Source organism: Bradyrhizobium sp. BRP56 (assembly GCF_020194035.1).
Taxonomy (GTDB): domain Bacteria; phylum Pseudomonadota; class Alphaproteobacteria; order Rhizobiales; family Xanthobacteraceae; genus Bradyrhizobium; species Bradyrhizobium australafricanum.
In genome coordinates this window covers 325,374-346,470 of sequence record NZ_JADYVV010000001.1, presented here as the reverse complement: position 1 = coordinate 346,470, position 21,097 = coordinate 325,374, and the positions used below count along the sequence as shown (strand labels likewise).

13 protein-coding genes are annotated in these 21,097 nt (G+C 60.7%); 8 read left to right on the top strand and 5 right to left on the bottom strand.

The features are described 5' to 3' along the window. Nucleotides 1–3: 3 nt before the first annotated feature. Together ureG and I6F38_RS01500 are read left to right on the top strand one after the other, a co-directional pair. Nucleotides 4–657 carry an urease accessory protein UreG gene (ureG, locus tag I6F38_RS01505; RefSeq protein ID WP_225158837.1) on the top strand — a complete coding sequence of 218 codons (654 nt, stop codon included), beginning with the start codon at nucleotides 4–6 and terminating at the stop codon, nucleotides 655–657. After that, nucleotides 587–1,471 (top strand): urease accessory protein UreD, encoded by an 885-nt coding sequence (locus I6F38_RS01500; RefSeq protein WP_225158791.1) that lies wholly within the window; start codon nucleotides 587–589, stop codon nucleotides 1,469–1,471. Before ureG ends, I6F38_RS01500 begins: the two co-directional genes overlap by 71 nt. Nucleotides 1,472–2,037: 566 nt before the next feature. Here I6F38_RS01500 and I6F38_RS01495 read toward each other — a convergent pair. The 3 genes from I6F38_RS01495 to I6F38_RS01485 are packed head-to-tail and all read right to left on the bottom strand — an operon-like array spanning nucleotide 2,038 to nucleotide 11,203. Continuing rightward, complete coding sequence (locus tag I6F38_RS01495; RefSeq protein WP_225158790.1) at nucleotides 2,038–5,097, bottom strand: NAD(P)-binding protein; 3,060 nt, start codon at nucleotides 5,095–5,097, stop codon at nucleotides 2,038–2,040. 11 nt (nucleotides 5,098–5,108) lie between these two features. After that, nucleotides 5,109–7,319, bottom strand: a complete 2,211-nt coding sequence (locus I6F38_RS01490; protein ID WP_225158789.1) for an FAD-dependent oxidoreductase — start codon at nucleotides 7,317–7,319, stop codon at nucleotides 5,109–5,111. Next, nucleotides 7,316–11,203, bottom strand: coding sequence for an AAA family ATPase (locus I6F38_RS01485; RefSeq protein ID WP_346657084.1), 3,888 nt, complete (start codon nucleotides 11,201–11,203; stop codon nucleotides 7,316–7,318). The genes I6F38_RS01490 and I6F38_RS01485 overlap by 4 nt, the downstream gene beginning before the upstream one ends. Nucleotides 11,204–12,875: 1,672 nt before the next feature. Here I6F38_RS01485 and I6F38_RS01480 point away from each other — a divergent pair. The 5 genes from I6F38_RS01480 (at nucleotide 12,876) to I6F38_RS01460 (ending at nucleotide 18,630) form a co-directional block, all read left to right on the top strand. After that, nucleotides 12,876–13,862, top strand: a complete 987-nt coding sequence (locus I6F38_RS01480) for a transporter substrate-binding domain-containing protein (RefSeq protein ID WP_310881525.1) — start codon at nucleotides 12,876–12,878, stop codon at nucleotides 13,860–13,862. Between the two features lie 788 nt (nucleotides 13,863–14,650). After that, nucleotides 14,651–15,589 (top strand): class I SAM-dependent methyltransferase, encoded by a 939-nt coding sequence (locus I6F38_RS01475; RefSeq protein ID WP_225158787.1) that lies wholly within the window; start codon nucleotides 14,651–14,653, stop codon nucleotides 15,587–15,589. Nucleotides 15,590–15,712: 123 nt separating this feature from the next. Then, a complete protein-coding gene (locus I6F38_RS01470) occupies nucleotides 15,713–16,540 on the top strand; it encodes an ATP-binding cassette domain-containing protein (protein ID WP_225158786.1) in 828 nt (275 codons plus the stop codon). A gap of 40 nt (nucleotides 16,541–16,580) precedes the next feature. Beyond that, nucleotides 16,581–18,125, top strand: coding sequence for an ABC transporter permease/substrate-binding protein (locus tag I6F38_RS01465; RefSeq protein WP_225158835.1), 1,545 nt, complete (start codon nucleotides 16,581–16,583; stop codon nucleotides 18,123–18,125). 241 nt (nucleotides 18,126–18,366) lie between these two features. Next, complete coding sequence (locus I6F38_RS01460; RefSeq protein ID WP_225158785.1) at nucleotides 18,367–18,630, top strand: hypothetical protein; 264 nt, start codon at nucleotides 18,367–18,369, stop codon at nucleotides 18,628–18,630. A 541-nt stretch (nucleotides 18,631–19,171) separates the two neighbouring features. On the opposite strand, the gene I6F38_RS01455 is transcribed toward I6F38_RS01460, so the two are convergent. Continuing rightward, nucleotides 19,172–19,387, bottom strand: coding sequence for a hypothetical protein (locus I6F38_RS01455; protein WP_225158784.1), 216 nt, complete (start codon nucleotides 19,385–19,387; stop codon nucleotides 19,172–19,174). A 480-nt stretch (nucleotides 19,388–19,867) separates the two neighbouring features. Between I6F38_RS01455 and I6F38_RS01450 the strand changes: the two genes are divergently transcribed. Next, nucleotides 19,868–20,083 (top strand): hypothetical protein, encoded by a 216-nt coding sequence (locus I6F38_RS01450; RefSeq protein WP_057017370.1) that lies wholly within the window; start codon nucleotides 19,868–19,870, stop codon nucleotides 20,081–20,083. 315 nt (nucleotides 20,084–20,398) lie between these two features. Here the strand turns inward: I6F38_RS01450 and I6F38_RS01445 are convergent, their stop codons facing one another. Next, nucleotides 20,399–21,067: an outer membrane beta-barrel protein gene (locus I6F38_RS01445; protein WP_057017476.1), complete on the bottom strand. Its 669-nt coding sequence runs from the start codon at nucleotides 21,065–21,067 to the stop codon at nucleotides 20,399–20,401. Nucleotides 21,068–21,097: the final 30 nt, after the last annotated feature.

Here is a 21,097-nt window from a genome sequence, read left to right as displayed (position 1 = left end):
ATGATGCGCGACCAGGTCGGCTTAAATGTGCAGGCAGGCCGTTCCGGCCCGGGTGCCGCGCGCGTCGGCATCGGTGGTCCGGTCGGCTCCGGCAAGACCGCGCTGATCGAGGCGTTGATCCCCGTGCTGCAACAGCGCGGCATCGATTTCGCGGTCGTAACCAACGATCTCGTCACTAAGGAAGACGCCGAGCGGCTGCGGCGCTCCGGCCTGATCGATCCGGCCCGCGTCACCGCGGTCGAGGCGGGGGCCTGCCCGCACACCGTGATCCGTGAGGATCCGACCCTGAACATCGCTGCCGGCGACGATCTTGAAGACCGCTTTCCGGGTATCGAGCTGATTCTATTCGAGTCGGGCGGCGACAATCTCGCCTCGACCTTCTCGCTCGATCTGGTCGACTGGTGGATTTTCGTCATCGACGTGGCGGGCGGAGACGACATCCCGCGGAAGAAGGGGCCGGGCCTGTTGCGCTGCGACCTTCTCATCGTCAACAAGGTCGATCTGGCGCCCTATGTGGGCGTCAATATCGACCGCATGCTGGAAGAGGCAAGAGCGGTGCGCGGCGGTCGCGCCGTGATTCCGACCAATGTGCGTGGCGGGCTGGGCGTCGAGGAGGTCGCGGATGCAATCTCTGCCTCTGTCCTCTTCCGCATTTGATACCGGCCGCGTCGCGGAGGCTCATGTGGCGGCGGAGCGGGCCGGCGGTCGGACCATCCTGCGCCGTCAGCATGTTGGTTATCCGTTGCACGTGACGCGAGGCTTCTATCTCGACGCCGCGCGGCCCGATCTTTTGACGCTCTACATCCAGTCAGCATCCGGCGGGCTCTATGCGGGCGATCGTCTGGCGCTGGATGTTGATGTCGGCACGGAAGCTGCATTCCATCTCACGACACAGGCGGCTACCGTCGTACATCACGGACGAGGGGACCGGTCGATGCAGCAGTTGCGCATCCGTGTGGGCCCGCGGGCGTTCTGCGCCATATCAAGCGACCCCTATGTGCTGTTTCCCGGCGCAAACCTTGCGCTCGACGCCACCGCCGTGGTCGGGGAGGATGCCGTGCTGCTGCTGGTCGATGGCCTCGCGGTGCACGATCCGCGATGCTCCGGACATGGCTTTGCCGAATATGTCACCCAGCAGCGCGTGATGCGGCCGGACGGCAGACTCCTGCTGCTGGATCGCGGGCGTCTCGCCGGCGGGCAGCTGCGAAACGGCGCGTTGGGGACCATGGCGGCAGCCGCAAGCGCCTTGCTCGTGGCACCACGAGACAAACTGCCCGGCATCTTGGCGTTGACCCAGGCTGCGGACGAATGCGGCTGTCTTGCGGGCGCATCGGAGGCACCGAACCAGGCCGGGCTTGTGGTGCGCATGCTTGCGCCCGATGGCGGAGTCCTGACGCGCGGAATCGAAGCTTTGTTTCAAGTCGCCGCCCGCGCGGCGCTGGGCGTAGAAGCCGCGCGACGGAGGAAATGACAAGGATCGCAGTGGCCCTGAAAATTGATCGAGGTCAAGCCTCATGTTCGCGCTTCAGCCGATCGTTGCAGCCGCGGGTCCACAGGACGCGAATGCAGATACCGGTGGTTGGGCCTTCGCGAGTCGAATCTGCTCGTCAACCGTTCAGCCGGCGACAGATCGCGCACGAACGGCGGCCTCTGGCGGGCTGTCTAGAACCGACGTTCCGAGTTAGGATGTCCTCCGATAATAAAACAGCGCTTCACACATAGTGGGTCTCGCGATGTAGCGGACCCCCGCTACCATGCGGCATTCGTCATACCGTCGCGGTCCACCGCCTTATCCTCCAGCCTCCAAAGGGATGGTGCTTTTCACGCGGTCCGCCAGCTCGGGGGCCGGCGCGCTCCGCGGCCAAGGCACGAGTAACGAGTGAAAGACTGCCTGGCGTTGAGCTGTCGGGTCGGGGGCGCTGCATCCTCATGCTCGACTCTCGCCGTTTTGATGGCGGTCGTCATTCTAAGAGCTTCGTACGAGTGCGGTGCCTTGGCGACCATTGAGCGAATTAGTGGCGCCAAGCTTCCCGGCCGTCAGCGTCGTACCAAGATACGGCCCAGCAATGCCGTGCTGTACTCGCCGGTGGCCCTCGCCAGATTTCTTGCGCTCGAACTCGGCTGCCCGGCCGGAAAGTTGAAGGGCAGGCTGAGCGTCCAAGGCGCGATGAACCGGAATCCCCAGGAGTCGTCCTTTTGCGGCGGCTTTGAGATCGGTGCTAGTTCGATCTCCTCTGCCTTATGGGCGAAAGGCGAGGATAGCGCGACCTTGCCCTTGATGGGTTGAACGACCGCACCGCCAAGACCGTATTTCAGCATCGAGTAGATGAAATTGCCATCCGGCTGGACGCCGACCAGAGGCTGATCCAGTTTGTCGCGAAGTTGCTTGATGGCGAGATAGCTGTCGATGCCACCGGGCACGCCGTCGCGCTCGAACCAGGTTCTTATGGTGCCGGATGAGCTTCGCATGGAGAAGGAGTCATTATCATCCTGGATTCGTGCGACCTGTTTGTTGAAGCCGTAAAAATTCTGGCCGATCAACGTGGCTGCCAGCGAGCTCACGAACAATTGCGGCATGTAGCTGAACAGGACGTTCTGCAATGAAGGTGCGTTCTTATGGATAACGTCGGGAATCAGCTGGGCGATTTCGAGATAATGCGCGCCGCCGAAGGGTAGTGGTCCCGGACGCACGTTGCGTTGCCGGGCAAAGATCAGGACGACATGATGCGGTGGCTCGGGAATAATCTCCGGTGTCTTTTCCGTCTTGCCCTCTGCATCGGACGACGCGCCGCGATGCGCTGTCTTGATCGTGCTGTGGGGCGCTGGAGGTTCGAGGAGTGTCAGCCCATCGGGTAGCATTTTCTCGAGTTCACAGCGCGGCCGTTGTTGGACGACGCAAAACGCCTCGATTTCGCCGGTACCGGCGACGGCGTTAGTGGCAAGCTTGCGCAACAGGTCCAATGCCGGCAACAAGGCGGTTGGCAGCGAAACGTCGTTGAAGTCGTTGGCGTTTGGCATGGCAATATCTACTCCTGCAATTGCGGCTGCCGCGGCGCGGCCCGCCATGACCGATGCTTCAATACAACCCGCATTAATACCGGTACGAACCCAGTCGCCGGCGAGAAAGAGATTGTCGACCCCCGACTTGCCGGCCTCCATGCGTTTGAACACGCTGCCGGGAACCGATAGCACATATCGGTCCGAGGGATTGATGTTCACCCTCGGATATTGCGCGAAGAACCGCCTTCGAGTCGGGGGGGAATAAGCACGATAGTCGAAGAATCGCTCCCAACGAATGGCATGGCCGGGGCCTTCAATTCCGGGCCATAGGAAGTGAAGGTTGCTCTCGACCCAGTGCAGCATCCGTCGCCTTTGCCGCGCGAGCATCCTGGCCGGATAGCTGTGTTTGCAGAACGGGGGCGGCGGATTCAGGGGATCGTCGACCAGGGAGCCGACGAAATATGCCAACCCCTTGGGAGGCGGTTGAGGCCATTTTTCCAGTGGCAACATCAGGCTGAGGTCGGCCCAGGTATCGAGCGGCAATACGAATCCCGAAAGAGCCGTTCGATCCTGCTTGCAACCGAGCTCTCGCATGCCGACGTTTGTCCATGCCTGAAAGGCTACCGTCGCCGTCGTCTTGATGGCATCGACCATCTCTCGCCAGCCGGGCGTGTGGCAGATCAGGTCGCTGCATATCGTGCAAAATGCGCCGATGCCGATGCCGAGCACGACATCGTCGAAATCCCTCCCTCGCAGCAGCTTTCGGGGAGGGTCGACGCCGGGCCACTTCGTCCACGCCGATTCCAGGTCTATTCTTTGGTCCCGCAGAGCCTGTCCTTGGACCAGCTGACAGTAGTCTGGATGGGAAGGCCAGCTCGGGATTGTGCCATCTGCGCCGATCCAGATCAGCGGATCGTAAGAATTGCCGGAGTGGGTGGTCGCCTGCACGGTGGTGTCGATGAACTCGATCGAAGCTTTGTCTTGAGCCAGTCCGATGTGCTCGACCTTGGTAAAGAATTCGAATTTGACATGGCGTTTCGTGAGGACCTGGTAGAGCGGAGCGAACAGCAGCTCGCCCATGGTCGCCTTGAGAAGGTAGAAGAACGACCCGCGATATGTGAAGAGCAGCTTCAACAGGATGCGGGTGCCGGTGCCTGCCGCCACATTCCTGCAGGGAATGACATTCCCGTATTCATGCGTGTGGCGGCTACCGAAGAACCCGAACACATAATCATAGCAGCCACGGATAATGGCGGAATCCAGCGTCGAATCCGAGCAACCGTTCGACCTCATCCAATCGGTCCACTCCTGATGGTCGATGCAGTCGAAGCCCTGCCACAGCACGCCGTCGCTCAACATGCCGATCGCGATCGTCAGCGCGACCTCCGCCACGATCTCGCGCGGGTCGCGAGGCATGGCGGCTGACGCCGGCTTGTCGCAGAGCTGAGTCCGCGCATGCCTTAGTATCGTCTGTAGTTCGGCGGCGTCACTCGGGCTGACCGCCCTGGGATCCTGCGGCAGGATATCGATCTTCGCCCGCGCCGTTCTGAACGGACCGTCGGTTGTTCCGGCCGCCACGGCGGAGTGCTGGGTCCCCGCCGGCCATTGGTCGGTGAAACCAGCGATCGACTGGCTCTGCTGCACCGAGCATTCGAGCAGGGAGCGCAGAAAATCGACGAGCGAGACTGCGGGACGCGGTGTGCCGGGAATTCCTTCATGGGGTGGAATGTCGATAGTCCATGAAGTCCAACCGGAATTGAACGGCTCCATGAGCACGGATCGATCGAGGCCCTCGAAGGCGTTCTCGCGTGATCCGAACGGCGGGCTGAGATCGAGATCGTTCATCGCGGCATAAAGCCGGTCGACCAGTTCGAATGCGTTATCGTAGAAACCGGTCCAGACATGAAGTCCGTGTTCTTCGGCGCGATATCCTTTTTCCTTGTCGCGGCCGACCGCTCCCTTGCCGCCAAGCCGCCAGCCGATCGTGTAGACGGTGATGTCGAACAGTTGATGCTGCGGATCTTGCTCCGTCAGCTCGAACGCCGCGCTGAGCGCCGCGACACCGCCTCCCAGGATTGCAATCTTTCTGAGCGCCATGCGGCCGATCCTCATTCAGCGGGAGCGGGCGCGCAGCTGCGCATAACATCACAGAGAGACACAAATTGTCGGGTAGCGTGAAGGAAACGCTCGCCGGGAATTTCGAGCTCTGCGCCGGTGATCGCGCGCGCCGCCTGCATTCCCGAGATCACGGCTGTTTCAACGCATTCGGTGTTGAAGCCGGTGTCGATCCAGGTTCCGGCGAGGTACAGGTGCTTGAAGCCGGACTCGTCGGTCTTCAGGCGCCAGGCGCTGGTGCCGGCCGCCGTCGCGACACAGCAGTCCCAGGGACTGATATTGGCTTTGACGTGCTGCGCCCTGATCCGGCGATAGTCGTCGCGATCCTGATCGTCGTAGAGCACGGTCCAGTCAAACGCACCATTCTTCATCACCTTCGGCCAGATGAACTTGGCCTTGTGTTCGAGCCAATCCAACGTCTTGAGATAGGCGAGCAGATTTGCCATCTCCTGGGCATGCCGGCTTGTCCGCGGCGCTGCGTACAATTTCGAAGGGAAGACGTCACAGAGGTAGTGAAGCGAGTAGGGAGGGTCGCGGCGCTCATACCGCAGGAGCTGGGACATGTCCGCCCAGATATCGAGAGGATTGGGGCCTGACACCAGCGCGGGCTTTTGTCCGGACCAGCCGAGGCCGGCAAGCGAGCGCGTGCTCCAGAGCTGAACTGCGATGCTGGGCACCAGGCGAAGCTTTGCCGCCATATTCCAGAAGCCGGTGCTGTGGTTGTAAAGGTCGTCGAACGGCTCGTGCTTTGCTTCAATGCCAGATAGGCCCGGTCCGGGCGGTCGCTCGACACTTTTGTTGCCCGTGAACTTCTTGAAAGCGCCGAGCGGTATCGCCAGGACGACATCGTCGAAATCGTCGACGCGTGTCTTTACGTCGGTGCCGACCCGCTCGTTGCACCAGAACGATTCAAAATCAACGCAGCCGTTCGGGGGCACGTCGAGGTGAAGCCAGTCGGGTTGGCTGCTCCAGCCGGACAGTCCATCGCCAATCGGCACGGTCCATTCATAGCCGGGCTTCGGTATCGCCTGCACGTCAAAGTGCAGTGAATCGACAGATCGCCCGTCCGACGAGACCCTGATGTCGGTCAGTTTGTGAAAGAACCGAAACTCGACGTCTCGCTGCTTGAGTATCTCGAACAGGGGAGCGACGATCACATCGCCTGCACCGGCCTGCAGCTCCCACGCCACGGCTCCCTGATAGGTTCCGAGTGCTCGAAGCAGGACCTGGACCGCGGTTCCTGCGCCGTAGCTCGCGTTGGCGATGTCTCCGTCCGGATACTGAAACATCGTGTCGTAGAGCGCTCTCACCATTGGCGACTGCTTGACCAGTAAGGGCTCGGCGCCATGACGAACCAACCAGCGGCGAAAGTCCTCGCCGTCCATCTGCTGGATGGATCGTTGCTCAATCACGATGTCGTCGAAAATGCCGTCCACCAGCGGCCACGCTAGTCGCAAGGCCTGGTCGAACAAGTGACCGGCTGCGGTATTCGCAAAGGTCATATGACAGCTGGCGCCAGCAGCGCCCTGAAGCACCCGGCGGACTAATTCCATGTCCGCGGGGCCAAACGAGATCATGTCTTCGTCGAGATGCAACAGCCATGCCGAGGCAATCTCCAGACAGGTCCTTGCCGTCACCACACCGAGCAGTCTTGAGGGGGGAAACCGCGGGTCGTCGCGCATTTTTATCGTTTCGATCGAAACTTCGTCGAGCTTTACGATCGGCGAGTCTGACCCGAGCGCATAGTCGTGGAAGTCGATCAACAGCCGTATCGCGTGCGACAGACAATTGGCGATGCTGAGGTCAGCCGGTTCTCTGCCGGGTATACCGACTTTCTTCGATGTCGGGAAGTTGACGTCATACACGGTCGGCTTGGCCCCATCGGGATCGCCGATCGGCGTGTAACCCTGTGGGAGAATCAAGGTGTTCAAATCGACTTTCGCTCCCTTCCGCGACAAGTCTCGGTAAACCTCGGCCAACATCTGGAAAGCGTTCAGGTAGTGGCCGAACCAGATATGCAGGCCATGCTCGATGTTGCGGCCCTGCGCATCGCGCCCGCTGGCGCACTTGCCTCCGAGCCGCCATCCCAGCTGATAGACCGTGACGTGATATTGCTTGCGCAATTCCGATGTAAGGCTGAGCTGATAGGCGGCGGAAAGTCCCGCCATTCCGCCGCCTACGATGATGATGCGGCGCTGGCTCAAGCCTGTCTCCATTGCGACGACGGCGATGGATGGATACGTTTCAGTTCGGCGAGCTCCTTGGCGGCGCCGAGGCGTTCAAAGATGTCGGCCGCCTGCCGCAGGCGAGACTCACGCTCAGGATCGCTCGCGCTGGTCGCAAGGCCGGTTCGATAGATCGCCTGCGCCTGCTCGCGGGGGGTTTGCAGCAGCTCGGCCACTTCGGCGGCGCGCTTCCAATTCTCGAGCGCCCGCGCCGATTGACCGGTCAGGAAGCACAATCGGCCGTTCATTAACAGACTGTAGAGACGGCAGATCGGCGATGTTCGAGCGAGCCGGGAAAGCTCCCGGCACGCCAGCTTCGCCTGGCTTTGAATGTTCGAAGAGACCGCGCCGGAAGCTTGCTCCCAATGGCTCAGTAAGACATCGGCGATTCCTGCCGGCCCGAAGGCATATCCGCCCCACACAACGCCGCATTCGCGCAAGATCGGAAGTCCCCGTTCCGCAAGCTCAAGGGCGACCGCGGCCTCGCCGCGCTCGAGATAGCCGGCCGCGGCCACGCCCGTGCAAAGCAATTGTTCGGTGCGGATCAACCGCTGGCCCGCCAGCGCTTTCAGTTTGTCGAGGCATCCGGTATCGGCCCCGCCCCGGGTGATGTCGATCAATGCCCGTAAGGAAAGACTCCAAGCGCGGATCTGCGGCGGGGAATCGTCGGAGAGTTCCGCGAACAGCCTGGCAAGCCGCTCGTCGGCGAGTGAAATAGACCCCCGCAACAGCGCGATGAAGATCAACATCGTCTCGCTGTTCTGCGCACGCTTTCGGTCTCCCAGGCGCTCGTAGCAACGTCTTGCATGTTCGCCATGCGCCTCGGCATTGTCCCATTCGGCGAGGCCATAAGAAAGAACGCCGAGCACGAGTCGGACCCGCGCGATCTCGGGCAGCGAGCCGTAATCTTCCGCAAGTTGGATCGCGCGCGCTGCGTAGCTGCGGCCGATCCCCACCATGCCGGACATCCCCATTCCGAGCGCCAGCGCGCTGTATCCTCGAATCGTCTCCGGGGTCGCGCCGCATTTTTCGGCCAGGTTCAACGAGGCCAGGGTTCCGTTGAGCACGGCCAGCGAGTCATTCTGGTAGAAATACTGCTCCGACAGAAATTCGTGCATATGAGCGACGCGCTGCATGTCGGACCTGTCCTGCTCAGCCAGGGCCACTTGTTTCGACGAAGTATACCGTAACCTCAACTGGGTTGCGGCGTTGCGAACAAGCGCGCCGATTCGTTCGGTCTTGCTCGCCGGGAGACGATGACCAAGCAACTCCATTGCGCGGTGGTAGTGGTTGGCGGAGCTCTCGTAGTCCGACAATTCGTGACAAGCGTCACCGAGGATGACCTCCCAAGCCGCCTTGCGGCTGCGTCCGATCTGGATTGCTTCGCGCTGCGTGAGATCGAATAGCTTCTCCACGTAACGGATCGCCTCGCGATTTGCCGAGTTGTTGCGCGACTGTTGCGCCGCAAGCTCGAGGTAAGTGATCGCCCGCAACGGCTCGCCGCCAAGCTCGAGATGCCTTGCCAGGCGCGCATAATTCGGTTGCAGCTCCTCGGCGTGATGCTGCTCGATGAAGCCGGCAATCCGCCGATGGAGGGTTTTTCGCTGCGCAAAAGACAAGACATGATAGGCAACCTCCATCGTTATGGAGTGCCTGAACACAAAGGAAAGTGGCCGCGTCTCGCGATCGAGTTGCAGGAAGTCGAAGTCGATCAATCGGCGGATGCATTCCGCCTTGGTGGCAGCGGACAACTCCGGGACGATTTGATCCAGCAACTCGGAGGAGAAGGCGTCGCCGACCGCGCTGGCGGCCTTGAGCACCAGCTGGTCGTCGAGCGATAGCAGGTCGATCCGGCTGACGATTGCGCGTTCAACGCTGGTCGAGAGCGAGATACTGGAGTCGGCGAGGCTCTGTTCATCGAACGAACATATCCCCCGCGTAACCTGAATCTTTCCGGTGTCCCTGAGCGCGAGCGCGAGCTCCTCGCTGAAGAACGGATTTCCGCTGGCATGACCGTAGACATATCGCACCAGTTCCGGCGGAACCTCGGACGATCTCAGGCGCCGCTTCACCAGCAGCCGCACGTCGTCGCGCGACAGCCGGTCGAGCCGCAACTGCAGCGATGAGGCGAGTTCGACGACAAGACGCTGCTCTGCGATCGCTGTCGTCTGGGTCCGCTGAGTAACCACGATCAGGAAGTCCGAAAGCCGGCGCGCGACGGCGCCAAGCAGTTCGATCGAGGGGCCGTCGAACCAGTGGACGTCCTCCATCAGGAGGATGCGAACGCTCGATCGGCGCAAGATGAAGATCACGAGTTCTTCGATCGCGCTCGCGCGAGCCGAGCCGACGATCTGTTCGGTGAAGGCGAATTCGGAAAATCCCAGTGGAATGACTTCTTCGAGCAGCGGAAGCCAATTCAGCAGCGACTCGTTTTCGAGCAGCGCTTCCGACAATTCGCGTCGAACCCGCGGTCCGTCGCCCGGTCCTTCAAACTGCAAGATCTGCCGCAATACGGCGCGCCACACGAAATAGGGCGTTGATCTTTCGATCGCCGTGGCATTTGCAACCAGGACGGCGTGATTGTCGGCCTGCGCCGATCCGATGAAGTCTTCGAGTAGGCGCGATTTTCCGATGCCGGCTTCGCCTGCAATGAGGACGAGCTTACCGGTTCCCGTCTTCAGACCGTCGAGACAGCTCCTGAGCATCGCGGTTTCGCTGATGCGGTCGATGATGGTGCGCCGGGGTGGAGCATGGAAATCGTCGGTCACTGCCGCCGGACTGAACGCCAGCATCGATGCGCCCGTCCCCTTGACCTGGAGATGTGGCAGCAGATTGAACACGATCCTGCGCCCGACGGCCTGGGCCGTCGTGGCGTCGCAGACGATGTCGCCCTGTGCGGCCTCGGCGAAATGCGCGGCCACATTGATCGCCTGCCCAAAAATCCCGAATGTCCTTTGATGGAGGCCGCCATAATTGCTGCAGAACAGGCGACCGGTCGCCAGGCCGACGGAAATCGGAATGGCCTTCGCTTCCAGCTGGCGACGGAGGCGCAGACACGCCTCGACTGCCCTGAAGGGATCGTCTTCGTGGGCAAGCGGAGCCAATCCGAAGACGAGCGTGAGAGTCAGGCCCTTGTCGTCCATCAGGACCTGATGAACGGTTCCCTCGAGCCGTTCGGCGATTTGCTGGACGTCAACGACGAAGGCCTGCAGTCTCGTCAAGAAATCATCATCGAAATTGAAATCGGGGAGGCCGACCCGCGCCACTGTGAGCGTGCGAAACTCGCCGACCCAGTCGCTGGCATCGGCCTTGCCCGTGTGGCTTCCGAAGATGGTGCGGTCTATCGGTGCGACGGCATCAGGCGAGTTCATTCCAAGGAGCCGTGCTCCATAGGGCATGGGCTCGAGTTCGCACGAGCCCGTCAACAGCCGCGCGGCGTTTGCACACAACGCGATGTCGCCGATCGCGGCTTTCTGATAAGCGAGGCCGATGCTGTAAAAGGGTTCTCCGGCTGCAACATAGTGCCATTTGTCCTGCCAGCCGCCGAGCCTGCAGAAGAACACTTCGCCGGTTTCCACCGCCGTGCGCGCACTGATCGCTTCTCGGCCCGGCCCGGCGGTCATGGCCTGTCGCAGCGCAAGGCCGCAGCGCACGGCCTGCGCGGTAGCGACGGCAGCGTCCGGATCGACCCAAATCGCGAGAATGGCGTCGCCGGCGAAAGCGACGATGTCGCCTCCCTCTGAATCAATCACGTCGGCCAGTATCGCAAAGCAATCGTTGATGAAGTAGGTAAGGCTTTCAGCGCCGTCGCCGGCAGCGCGGTCGGTCTTCGCTGTGAAGCCGGCAATGTCGATAAGCAGCACCGCCGCGGTCCGGGCGTCCGCGCGAGGGTTGTTTGACCACTCCTGAGACCGGAGGCGTGCATTCACCCATTTTGGCGTGTGGGCGGCTTGCTCCCTCGCGACAGCTCCGGCAGGCATTGCACGACCTCGGCTCAATGGAGCCGGAATGGAACCCTGTCTTGGAGAGAAAATCAACAAACCTGCGGTTCTCGGACCGCCGGAGACCGTCAGCGGTCTTGTCCAATGTCTAAAATGCCTTTTATCACTTCGGCGGTATGCGGGCTGTGGGGTGGCTCACAATGATCGTCAAATTTCGGGTCCGCTCGTGATCCGGAAAGAACGCGACCACAGGCGATGACCTTGTCACTCACACGCATGTCGACGTGCACATGACCGGCCGGCCGAGCCGTGCGCATGACGCAGCGCGAACGCGCGCCAAAGGACCGTCACTGGCTCTCTTGGCTTTCGACGCTTTGCTTTCGTTCCAGTCTTCATGAGGCTGCGCCTTCTGAACAAGCTCGACTTCCAAATTGAGGCTCAACCTATTGAAAACACTGGGCCGGGAAATGACGGGGCGATCCCGGTAGTAGGGATATCCCAAGCAAATTCAATGACATGGACTGGATAACCCCGCCAATGCCGCCATTGCCTAGCGTTTTCGTTGCGGTGGCTACCGTGTTCGTCGCTGAAAGGGATATCAGCGCGAACAAAACGGACTAGCCGTTCTGTCCGTCACGGGGTGCTGCCGGACTGCAGGGATTGGATGGTTTTCAGTGCTGTGGGTTGACCAGGATCGGCTTACTGGTCGGGACGGCTAGCCCGTGTCCGTGGGCCGTTCGAACGTCTCGATACTTGCCGAGATTTGCGGAAATCTCCCTTGCGACGGGCGACCGTGAAGGTCACCGACGCTCCCCGACCTCTCCCGACTGGCGGGTCGCAGGCGATACATTCTCGAACCGGTGCGCTTGCCAGCCTATGCTCAAGCCGAGCTGTGCTGCCGCCATCACCGCAGCCCGGGCCGAGATCCCTCTGTAGGTGGGGTAGGCTCAACCGCGACGTTCAGCCGCTTCGTGTCTGCGACCCAACCCACTGCCAAAACCGCAAGCGAGGCTTCAGCATCCAACCGGGCTCCATTCTTCGTAAAGACCATGCGCACGCCATCAGGTGTCTTCGCGAACGCCTCGATGGTGCCGAAACTCTCGTATCCTGAGCGTTATGGTGTCATTTGTCGCTGCCTCGCAGCTCATGCCGATGCTTGCGATTTTGTTGAATCGAGAGAAGCGATGCCGTCACCCGCAACGTCGACAATCGAGCGTCTGCGTTGTGAAATTCAACCTGAGGTTAGTTAGCCCTCCGGACATGGCCGAAGACTCCTTCGCCTTTGTTTTGACGGACAGGCGTGTGACGAATGCTGCCAAGAGAGTAGCGAAGCTCCGGCCGGCAATCCCGGTATGCATCGAGGTGAGCAATGAGTTCATTCGAGGCTTTCCCGTCAGCTCTGCACGACCGCCACTTGGGAGAAGTGTCGCGTGAGATGGCTGCCCACAGCGCCAGGCGGGGAGATCCAATCTCGCAACGCAAGCGGACTTCGATTCGACCGGTCCTGTTATGCATCCTGGCGCTGGCGGTGCCCGCGTTCGGCTGCGGCGCCCTTCACGCCCAAGCTGCCGCGGCCCCTGACAGGGAATTAGTCGTGGCGACCAAGCAGGCCCCTCCATTTGCCATCAAGCAGCCGGATGGGAGTTGGAGCGGTATGAGCATCGCGCTCTGGAAAAGGATCGCCGATCAGGCACACCTACGTTTTCGCCTGGTCGAAACCCAGAGCGTGCCGGATTTGCTGGACGGCGTCGCAAACGGCAGATTCGATGTTGGCGTCGCGGCGGTTACAGTAACTGCCGAGCGTGCGCGCAAAGTCGATTTTACGCAGCCGTTCTACAACACCGGGCTCGGCGTTGCGGTACCGGTCAACGAAAACCCCTGGGTCGCGATCGGACGGGCGCTTCTCTCTTTCGGATTCTTCCAGGCCGTCGCGGTGCTGCTTGGTTTCGCAATGGCGGTCGGATTTCTGATCTGGATGCTGGAACGGCGCAAAACGGAGCACTTCGGTGGCGGCGCCAAGGGACTCGGCTCCAGCTTCTGGTGGTCGACCATCGCCATGACGCAAGCCGGGGCCGCTCAGAATGCGCCGACAACACTCCCCGGCAGGATCGTGGCAATGGGATGGATGATCGCTTCCGTGATCGCGATTGCGGTGTTCACCGCCGGTATCACCTCCACCCTGACGCGCAGAGGGCTCGAGGGCGCCGTTCACGGCTTCAACGACCTGCGGTCCGTGCGCGTCGGCGCGGTCGCGAACTCCGCGACGACCGACTACCTCGCTCGTCAGCGGCTTTCGTTTAGAACGTTTCCGGACATCCAAGGCGGCCTCTCCGCGCTGGGGCGTGGGACAATTGATGCCTTTGTTCATGACAAGCCGTTGCTGACCTGGATGGTTCGCAGCGACTTCTCGGCCTCGGCTCGCGTCGTCGATACCAGCTTCAGCAGCGAGAGCTATGCGATCGTACTGCCCAAAGACAGCGCCTTGCGGCCGATGCTCGATCTCGCCGTACTCGATCAAATCGAAGGTGATTGGTGGCAGCAGACGGTGTTCGAGACGCTTGGAAACGCTCAATCTCGCTGACGATACCGTGCGAGGAGCCCGGTCCGTTCAGTGCTGTCAGGGCCTCATCGTTGCAGCGGAACCGACGAAGTTCCGAACATCGGACTCGCGAGCGATGCAAACCGTCAATAGCCCTGTGCGTATGCGCGAGTTGCTGTTCCACCAAATCAGCTTCAAGCTTGGTTCATCCTCGGCGTGGCGGCTTGGCGCATTTTCTAACATGGCCCCCAAACCACGTGCGTGAGTTGCCGTTGCCGAGGAACTGCTCCAGCGCGCCTTGTCCGTAGGCCGAGTTCGATCCATCGGCCAACTACGCGGGCCAATCATTCCCATCTGAGCGGCCTTCCTATTGGCGCGGTCTCAACCTGTTGTCGGCAACTGTGCTGGCGCGAGTGCGTTCCATGCTTCTGCGAGATGTTCTTCGGTGCCGCGACTGGCGCCACCGGGCACGCAACGTGAGCGTGATTTCCCAACCCTCGCGTCCGTGCCTGACCAGCATTGTCGACGATCGGGGCCGGCTGCCCGCACGCTTTGATTCGTGCAGCACCAGAGTTGATCCTTTTCTCTGCCGGAGCGACTGGCATTTTCGACATCATCCTGACCGCACATCAAGCCGCCCCAACAGGCGATGGTCTCGAAAAGGAGGCCGCGTTACACGCGCGCGCATATCAGTGCGCAGCGCAGTTCCACGAAGCGAGGTTGAAAAAAAGCGCAATGGGTTTGTGCGTCGATCAATCTCTGCAATAGGGCATCAAGCACTTGAACGCAGCAGCCGTCGAGTGGCTTGCAAGTTGAAATAGGAGACCGGGTTGCAAACACATTTTTCGCGCATCAATCAGTCCAAGGCCGTCTTCGATGATATTTATGCCCTGGATGATCCCAGGGCGTATTTCTCTGTCCTGGGAGATTTGGATTACATGATCCCGGACGTGGCCGAGCCGGTTGTGCGCCAAATTCTGGCAGCGAAGGTTTCAGAAACCGGCGCTAAGCCGACCGTGCTTGATGTTGGCTGTTCATACGGAATCAACGCAGCGGTGCATCGGTTTCCACTGACTTTCGGGGGCTTGCGCCATCGCTACGCCCGGCGCGAGATGAGGGCGATCGGTTCTGAGACATTGGTGCGTCTCGATCGCAATTTTTATGCGGCTTGGCCGGATGTCGGTCTCGCGCGATTTATCGGTCTCGATGTATCGGCGCCGGCGATAAGGTATGCAACGGGCGTTGGTCTGCTTGAGCAGGGCATTGTCGCAGATCTTGAAACGGAGGCGCTCTCGACCGACAGCGCGCATCTTATCCGATCCGCGGATGTCATCATGTCGACGGGGTGCATCGGCTACGTCACCGAGAAGACGTTCAGCAAGATTCTCGATGCGACGGAGAAGCGTCCATGGATCATTTCGTTCGTGCTACGAATGTTCCCGTTCGAATCTCTAGCCGCGACGTTCGCGAAGCGTGGCCTTGTGACGGAGCGTCTTGCCGGCGCGACTTTCATCCAGCGTCGTTTTCGCGATGCTGAAGAGTTTGAAAGTTGCTTGGCCAGCCTGGCGGCTCTTGGCATCGATGCCACCGGTCTTGAGTCGGAAGGGCTGTTTCACGCCGATCTGATGTTGTCCCGCCCTGAGGCGGATGCGCGCGCCGCTCCCCTGGAAGACATCGTCACTGTTGCCAGCGGCAGGGGGCGTCCGATCGGACCCCGTTATGTCCATGTTGATGGCGACGACGGCCTGCAGGTCGCGCTGGAGCCGTGACGGGCTCGCCTTCCGAAGGTGGCGTCGGTGTGACCCAGGGACCTGTGCATCCAAGTGGATCATGCCCTGACTCCTGCTTGGTCATTTTCTGCCAGTTCTGCAGTCTACAGGGAGGCCCTGTTCATGACAGCTTCGCCGATTTCGAATCCGTCCAATTCCGTGCCGTATATCGAGATCGATGCTGTATCGAAATCCTACGATGGGGGGCGGAGTGTTGCTGTTTCCAACGTATCGCTCGACGTACAGCAGGGTTCACTGGTCGCGCTCGTGGGCGGCTCGGGATCCGGCAAGACCACGCTGCTGAAGACCATCAATCGGCTCGTCGATCCTGACGTTGGAGAAGTCAGGATCGACGGAGTGCCTGTCAGCGAAGCCGAACCGCCGATGCTGCGGCGGAGCATCGGCTATGTCTTTCAGGGGATCGGTTTGTTTCCGCACATGCGCGTTGCCGACAACATTGCCGTAACACTCAAATTGCGTGGCTGGCAGGCGAGCGAGATCAAAGCGCGGGTGGCCGAAATGCTGGATATGGTGGACTTGCCGCAGGATTACGCCGGCCGCTTTCCGCACATGTTGTCCGGAGGTCAGCGCCAACGGGTCGGCGTCGCGCGTGCAATCGCCGCCCGACCGCGCATTGTTCTGATGGACGAGCCGCTGGGTGCGCTCGATCCTGTCACCCGCGACAGCCTGGGTTCTTCCTACCGCGAGCTGCACGACCGGTTCGGCATGACGACCCTGATGGTCACCCATGACATCCAGGAAGCTGCGCTGATGGCTGATCGAATCGTCGTCATGAAGAACGGCCGCGTACTCGCCGACGATACGCCGCACACGTTGATGATGGGCTCTGGTTCTGACGATCCGGACGTGACCGCCTTGATGGAAGTCCCGCGACGTCAAGCGGAACGCATCGCCGCGCTTGCGACCAGGAACGGACCTGCTCGTGCCTGATGCCGGCGCAGAGCTGCTTTCCAGTGCCCGATTAGACGCGTTGTTCGACGCCTGGCGCCTGCTTCCCACCTATCTCACACCACATATTGTACTTTGCGCCACGGCGCTGGCCCTTGGACTGCTCGTCAGCCTGCCGCTGGCTGCCCTCGCGGCGGAACGACCATGGCTGCGCAGGCTGGTGCTTGCCATCGCGAGCTTGATCCAGACCATACCGGGACTTGCGTTGCTCGCACTGTTTTATCCGTTGCTCCTTGCGCTCTCGACATTGACGGCACGGCTTTTCGGCTTCGGCATCCCCGCGCTGGGATTCTTGCCGACGCTGATCGCATTGACGCTCTATGCGATGCTTCCGATTTTGCGCAACAGTGTGGTTGGCTTGAACGGCGTCAGTCCAGCTATCGTCGAAGCGGCAGAAGGCGTTGGCATGACGCCTCAGCAGATTCTGACACGCGTCAAGGCGCCGCTCGCCACGCCTGTCATCATGGCCGGGGTGCGGACTGCAGCCGTATGGACGATTGGAGCAGCCACGCTTTCCACGCCCGTCGGCCAAACCAGCCTTGGCAATTACATTTTTACGGGGTTGCAAACCGAGAACTGGGTTTCCGTGCTGTTCGGCTGCATCGCCGCGGCCGGGCTTGCTCTGATCACCGACTTCTGTCTCGGTCTTGTGGAGACAGGGGCGTCTGAACGCAGCAGGAAGCGTGTGGTGTTCGGCATCGCCGGGCTTGCTCTCGGCACGCTCGCCGGTTTCGCGCCGCTGCTCTCGAACGAAACAGCAACCTATGTCATCGGCGCGAAGAGCTTCTCCGAACAGTTCATTCTGGCGGATCTGATGGGTGATCGGCTGAAGGCCGAAGGGGTCGGCGTAACGCGCAAGGACGGGCTCGGTTCGGCTATCGCCTTTCGCGCGCTGGCTCACAATGACATTGATGCTTACGTCGATTACTCAGGCACGCTCTGGCGCAACGTTATCGGTCGCACCGATATGCCACGGCGCGAGGAGATGCAGGCGGAGATCGTCCGCTGGATGAAAGCGGAGCAGGGTGTCACGGTACTCGGTGCGCTTGGTTTCGAAAATGCCTACGTTCTCGCGATGAAACGGGAGAGAGCGCAGGAATTAAACGTCACCTCGATTGCCGATCTTGCTCGTGTTGCACCTCAACTCACCATCGGCGATGACCTTGAGTTTTTGGGCCGACCGGAATGGCGCTCGCTCAGGAATGCCTATGGTCTGTCGTTCAGAACGCGACGCTCGTACAATCCAACGATCATGTATCATGCTCTCGAGGCCGGCGAGGCCGATGTCATCTCCGCGTTCTCCAGCGACGGGCGTATCGCGTCGCTTGATCTGCTCGTGCTGGCTGACCCGAAGCACGCGATACCTTCCTATGATGCGCTGATCCTCATCGCGCCAAAGCGCGCCGCCGATGCGCGGCTGAAGCGAGCACTTGTTCCGCTTGTCGGCTCGGTGCCTGTTGAGGCTATGCGCGCCGCTAACCTCATGGTCGACGGCGATACGGACAAGGCTTCTCCGGAAGAGGCGGCGCGAGCCTTGGCAAAGGCCGTGCATTTGCAGTCGCGATAAATACGAGAACACGATCAGGGGCGTTCTCGTTCGAGGTTCGACCATCGCCGATGAGTCGTGCTCAAGGTCGCGAACGAAATTGCGCGTCGCGCAATGAACGATCAGCTCGGCAGCGTGGCCGGGGCGCCGTTGGCAACGTTTTTGCGGTGACGCGAGGCCCCAGTCCAAGCTGGGGGAATTCGGATTCATAATGACGCCACGAATCGTTGTCACGAACGTACAACCGTATTTGGGGATGACAATGCGGGCAAAAAAAGTGGAAAGGGCGGTTGATTCCAACCAATCGTTGCTTGAGCTGCTCCAGGCAGAACTTGCTGCCCTCAATTCGCAAATCGAAGCGATCGAAAAGACACGGGCAGAAACGCAATCGATCGATGAGTTGAGAGAGTGTGCGATCCGCGCGTGTCGACGGATCGACGAGATTCGTTCCGTCGTTGCCGCCGAACAGTCGAATGACGCGCCCAACAGCGCAACTCCTGAATCTCCGTCTACGGTTGCTCGTTGAAGCATGTTCGAGACGCTGTTTTAAGTCCCGGGGTCATGGGCGGTAGACGCGATCAAGGCGCTCGCGCCAAACGGGGGCGGCGATGCTCCGCTCGCTCGTCTGCGGCGGTCGTCCCGAAGGCGACGACGAATCTCGACTTGCGTCATGCGCTTGGGCACCAGCCCTAACCAAAATCGTCCCTTCGATCCCGACAGCCGCGCGTATCGCAATCAGCCAACTTCCGGGTGTAGCGCGATCAGCAAGATCGCCACCGCGACCACTGCGAGCCAGCATTCAGCGGCGATGATGGCCCATTCGGTGCCGGTTCGATTTTTCATTGGCGCCACCTTTTTCGACGGCGCCGACATGAGTCTGAGGGGTTTCAACGTCGGAGCCATCTTCGCCGGTGCTTCGGACTATCCGAGTTTGATGCGCTGTGGGGCTCGGCTGATCCGAGCGACGATCAGATCACACTCGGCCTTAGATGGAAGTGCACTTTGTGCCAACGCAACTGGTTCCGCTGCCCTGCTTGTATCATGGTTCATGCACAACGCAGGTCGTCCTATCGTGCGGCACCCAATTGTGTTGCCGCCAGTGCATTCCAAGCCAGGCCGAAGCTCAGTCCGATGGACGACACTTGATCCGCGTTGAGCGCAAGCCTGATTTCCCATCCGCGTCCATGCTGGCGTGAAATCAAAACCTCGGACGACCCAAATCCGCGCACGTCGCGTTTCCATTCGCGCAGCATTAGAATCAATTCCTTCTCTTCCGCGCTCACTTCTATTCTCGACATCGCCATCACCGCGCATCAAGCCACCCCAACCGGCAAAGCTATTGAGCGCCGCAACGCCGCGTCAACACGCGCGCGTGCATATCCGACAATGGCACTTCATGGCTGTCGCCCATCTCGCAAGCTCCGCTGACACAAGCGACGGCCCCGACGTGCTGTCTGAGGGCCGCGCCGGAGCCGTCTTTGCCAGTATTTTCGGATTGGCCGAGCCGATGCGCCTGCTCGGTCGATCCGATGTACGCAATGAGATCACAACCGCCTCGTGATGGGATGTGCAGTCCGTGCCAACAGCACCGGTTCCATGGTCACGATTGCATCATAATCAATCAACAACCAAAACACCCACGTGTGTTGCTGTTCCATCGAATGCGTTTCACTTTGCATTCTCCTCGGCGGTGGTGGGCGACTCATGATCCAGCACTGGACTCGCAAAGTGTGTCGGCTAGCACTCGCCGGGGAACGGAGGCCATGATGAAACGCTGCGACCGCAAGCGCTCCGACATGACGCCGTGCGTGATTACCGACGGCGCGGATGCCTATAGCTTCGAGAGCGATCAGGACACTCAGCCGATCTGCGTTGGCTGCGGTCGCAGCCCGCAAGTTACAGGCGTGGCGCCACCCGCCGATTGGGCTGAGCAGGTTGCCGACTATCTGAAGGCCGTGCAGATCAGGCATCGGCGCTGAAGCTTCGCAGCGCGCGGCGCCCACGCGGCAAATCCGACCGGCCTGTCCAATTAACCAGCCCGGCCGAACCGCTCGCAACGGGCCTCCTGTTCGCGCTCCATCAGCCCGATGAGCGTTAGCTGCCATCGTCCCTTGGAGGTCAGTTCCATGACGCATTGATCGTCGTGCGTCATGTCGTCACGGATCAGTCCGTCAACGTGCGTCAATCGACCGCGCTAGAGGCTTCCAATCCAGGAGGAACCACCGTTCCAACGAAAAAGCTCCGGGCCTTTGTTTGGCCCGGAGCTCTCATGTCGCTTGGAGTTAAGCGAGCGATCAGTACCTGGCGACGGCCGGGCCGCCCAGGTTGAACCTGTAGTTCAAGCCCGCCTTGATGGTGTGCTGGTCGTTGCGGAAGCTGCCGATAAAGCCGAGAGAATCGGACACGTTGACGGTGCCGAAGTCATAGTACTGGTATTCGAGCTTGCCCGACCAGTTCTGGGTAAACATGTATTCGAGACCGGCACCGACGGTGTAGCCGTCACGGCCGCCGTCGCCGCCGAAGCCGTTCGAGAAGCGCGTGTCAGCCCAGGCATAGCCGCCCTTGACGTAAAGCAGCGCCGGACCCCAAGTGTAGCCGAGGCGGCCGGTTACCGAACCGAGGCCACGATTAGCGAAGCTCGAACTGGTATCCAGAAAACTATAGTTGGCTTCAAGACCCAGCACCCAGCTCGGCGCGAACTGGTAATCATAGCCAGCCTGCACGCCGCCCATGAACACACCGTCGTTGCCACCGCCGAAGCCGGGGGCGAGGACGTTGTCGTTGCCACCGAACGCACCACCGACGTGACCACCGATGTAGAACCCGGTCCAGTTGTAGATCGGGGTCGGAGCAACATAGGGCGGAGCCTTGGTGTAGGGCTGAGGCGCGAGATCAGCCGCGGAAGCGGGCGCGACCGCGCCGAGCGCGATCATGCTGGCGGTGACAAGCAGAATTTTCTTCATCTTTTTCATTCCAACTTTCTTGTACTAGCC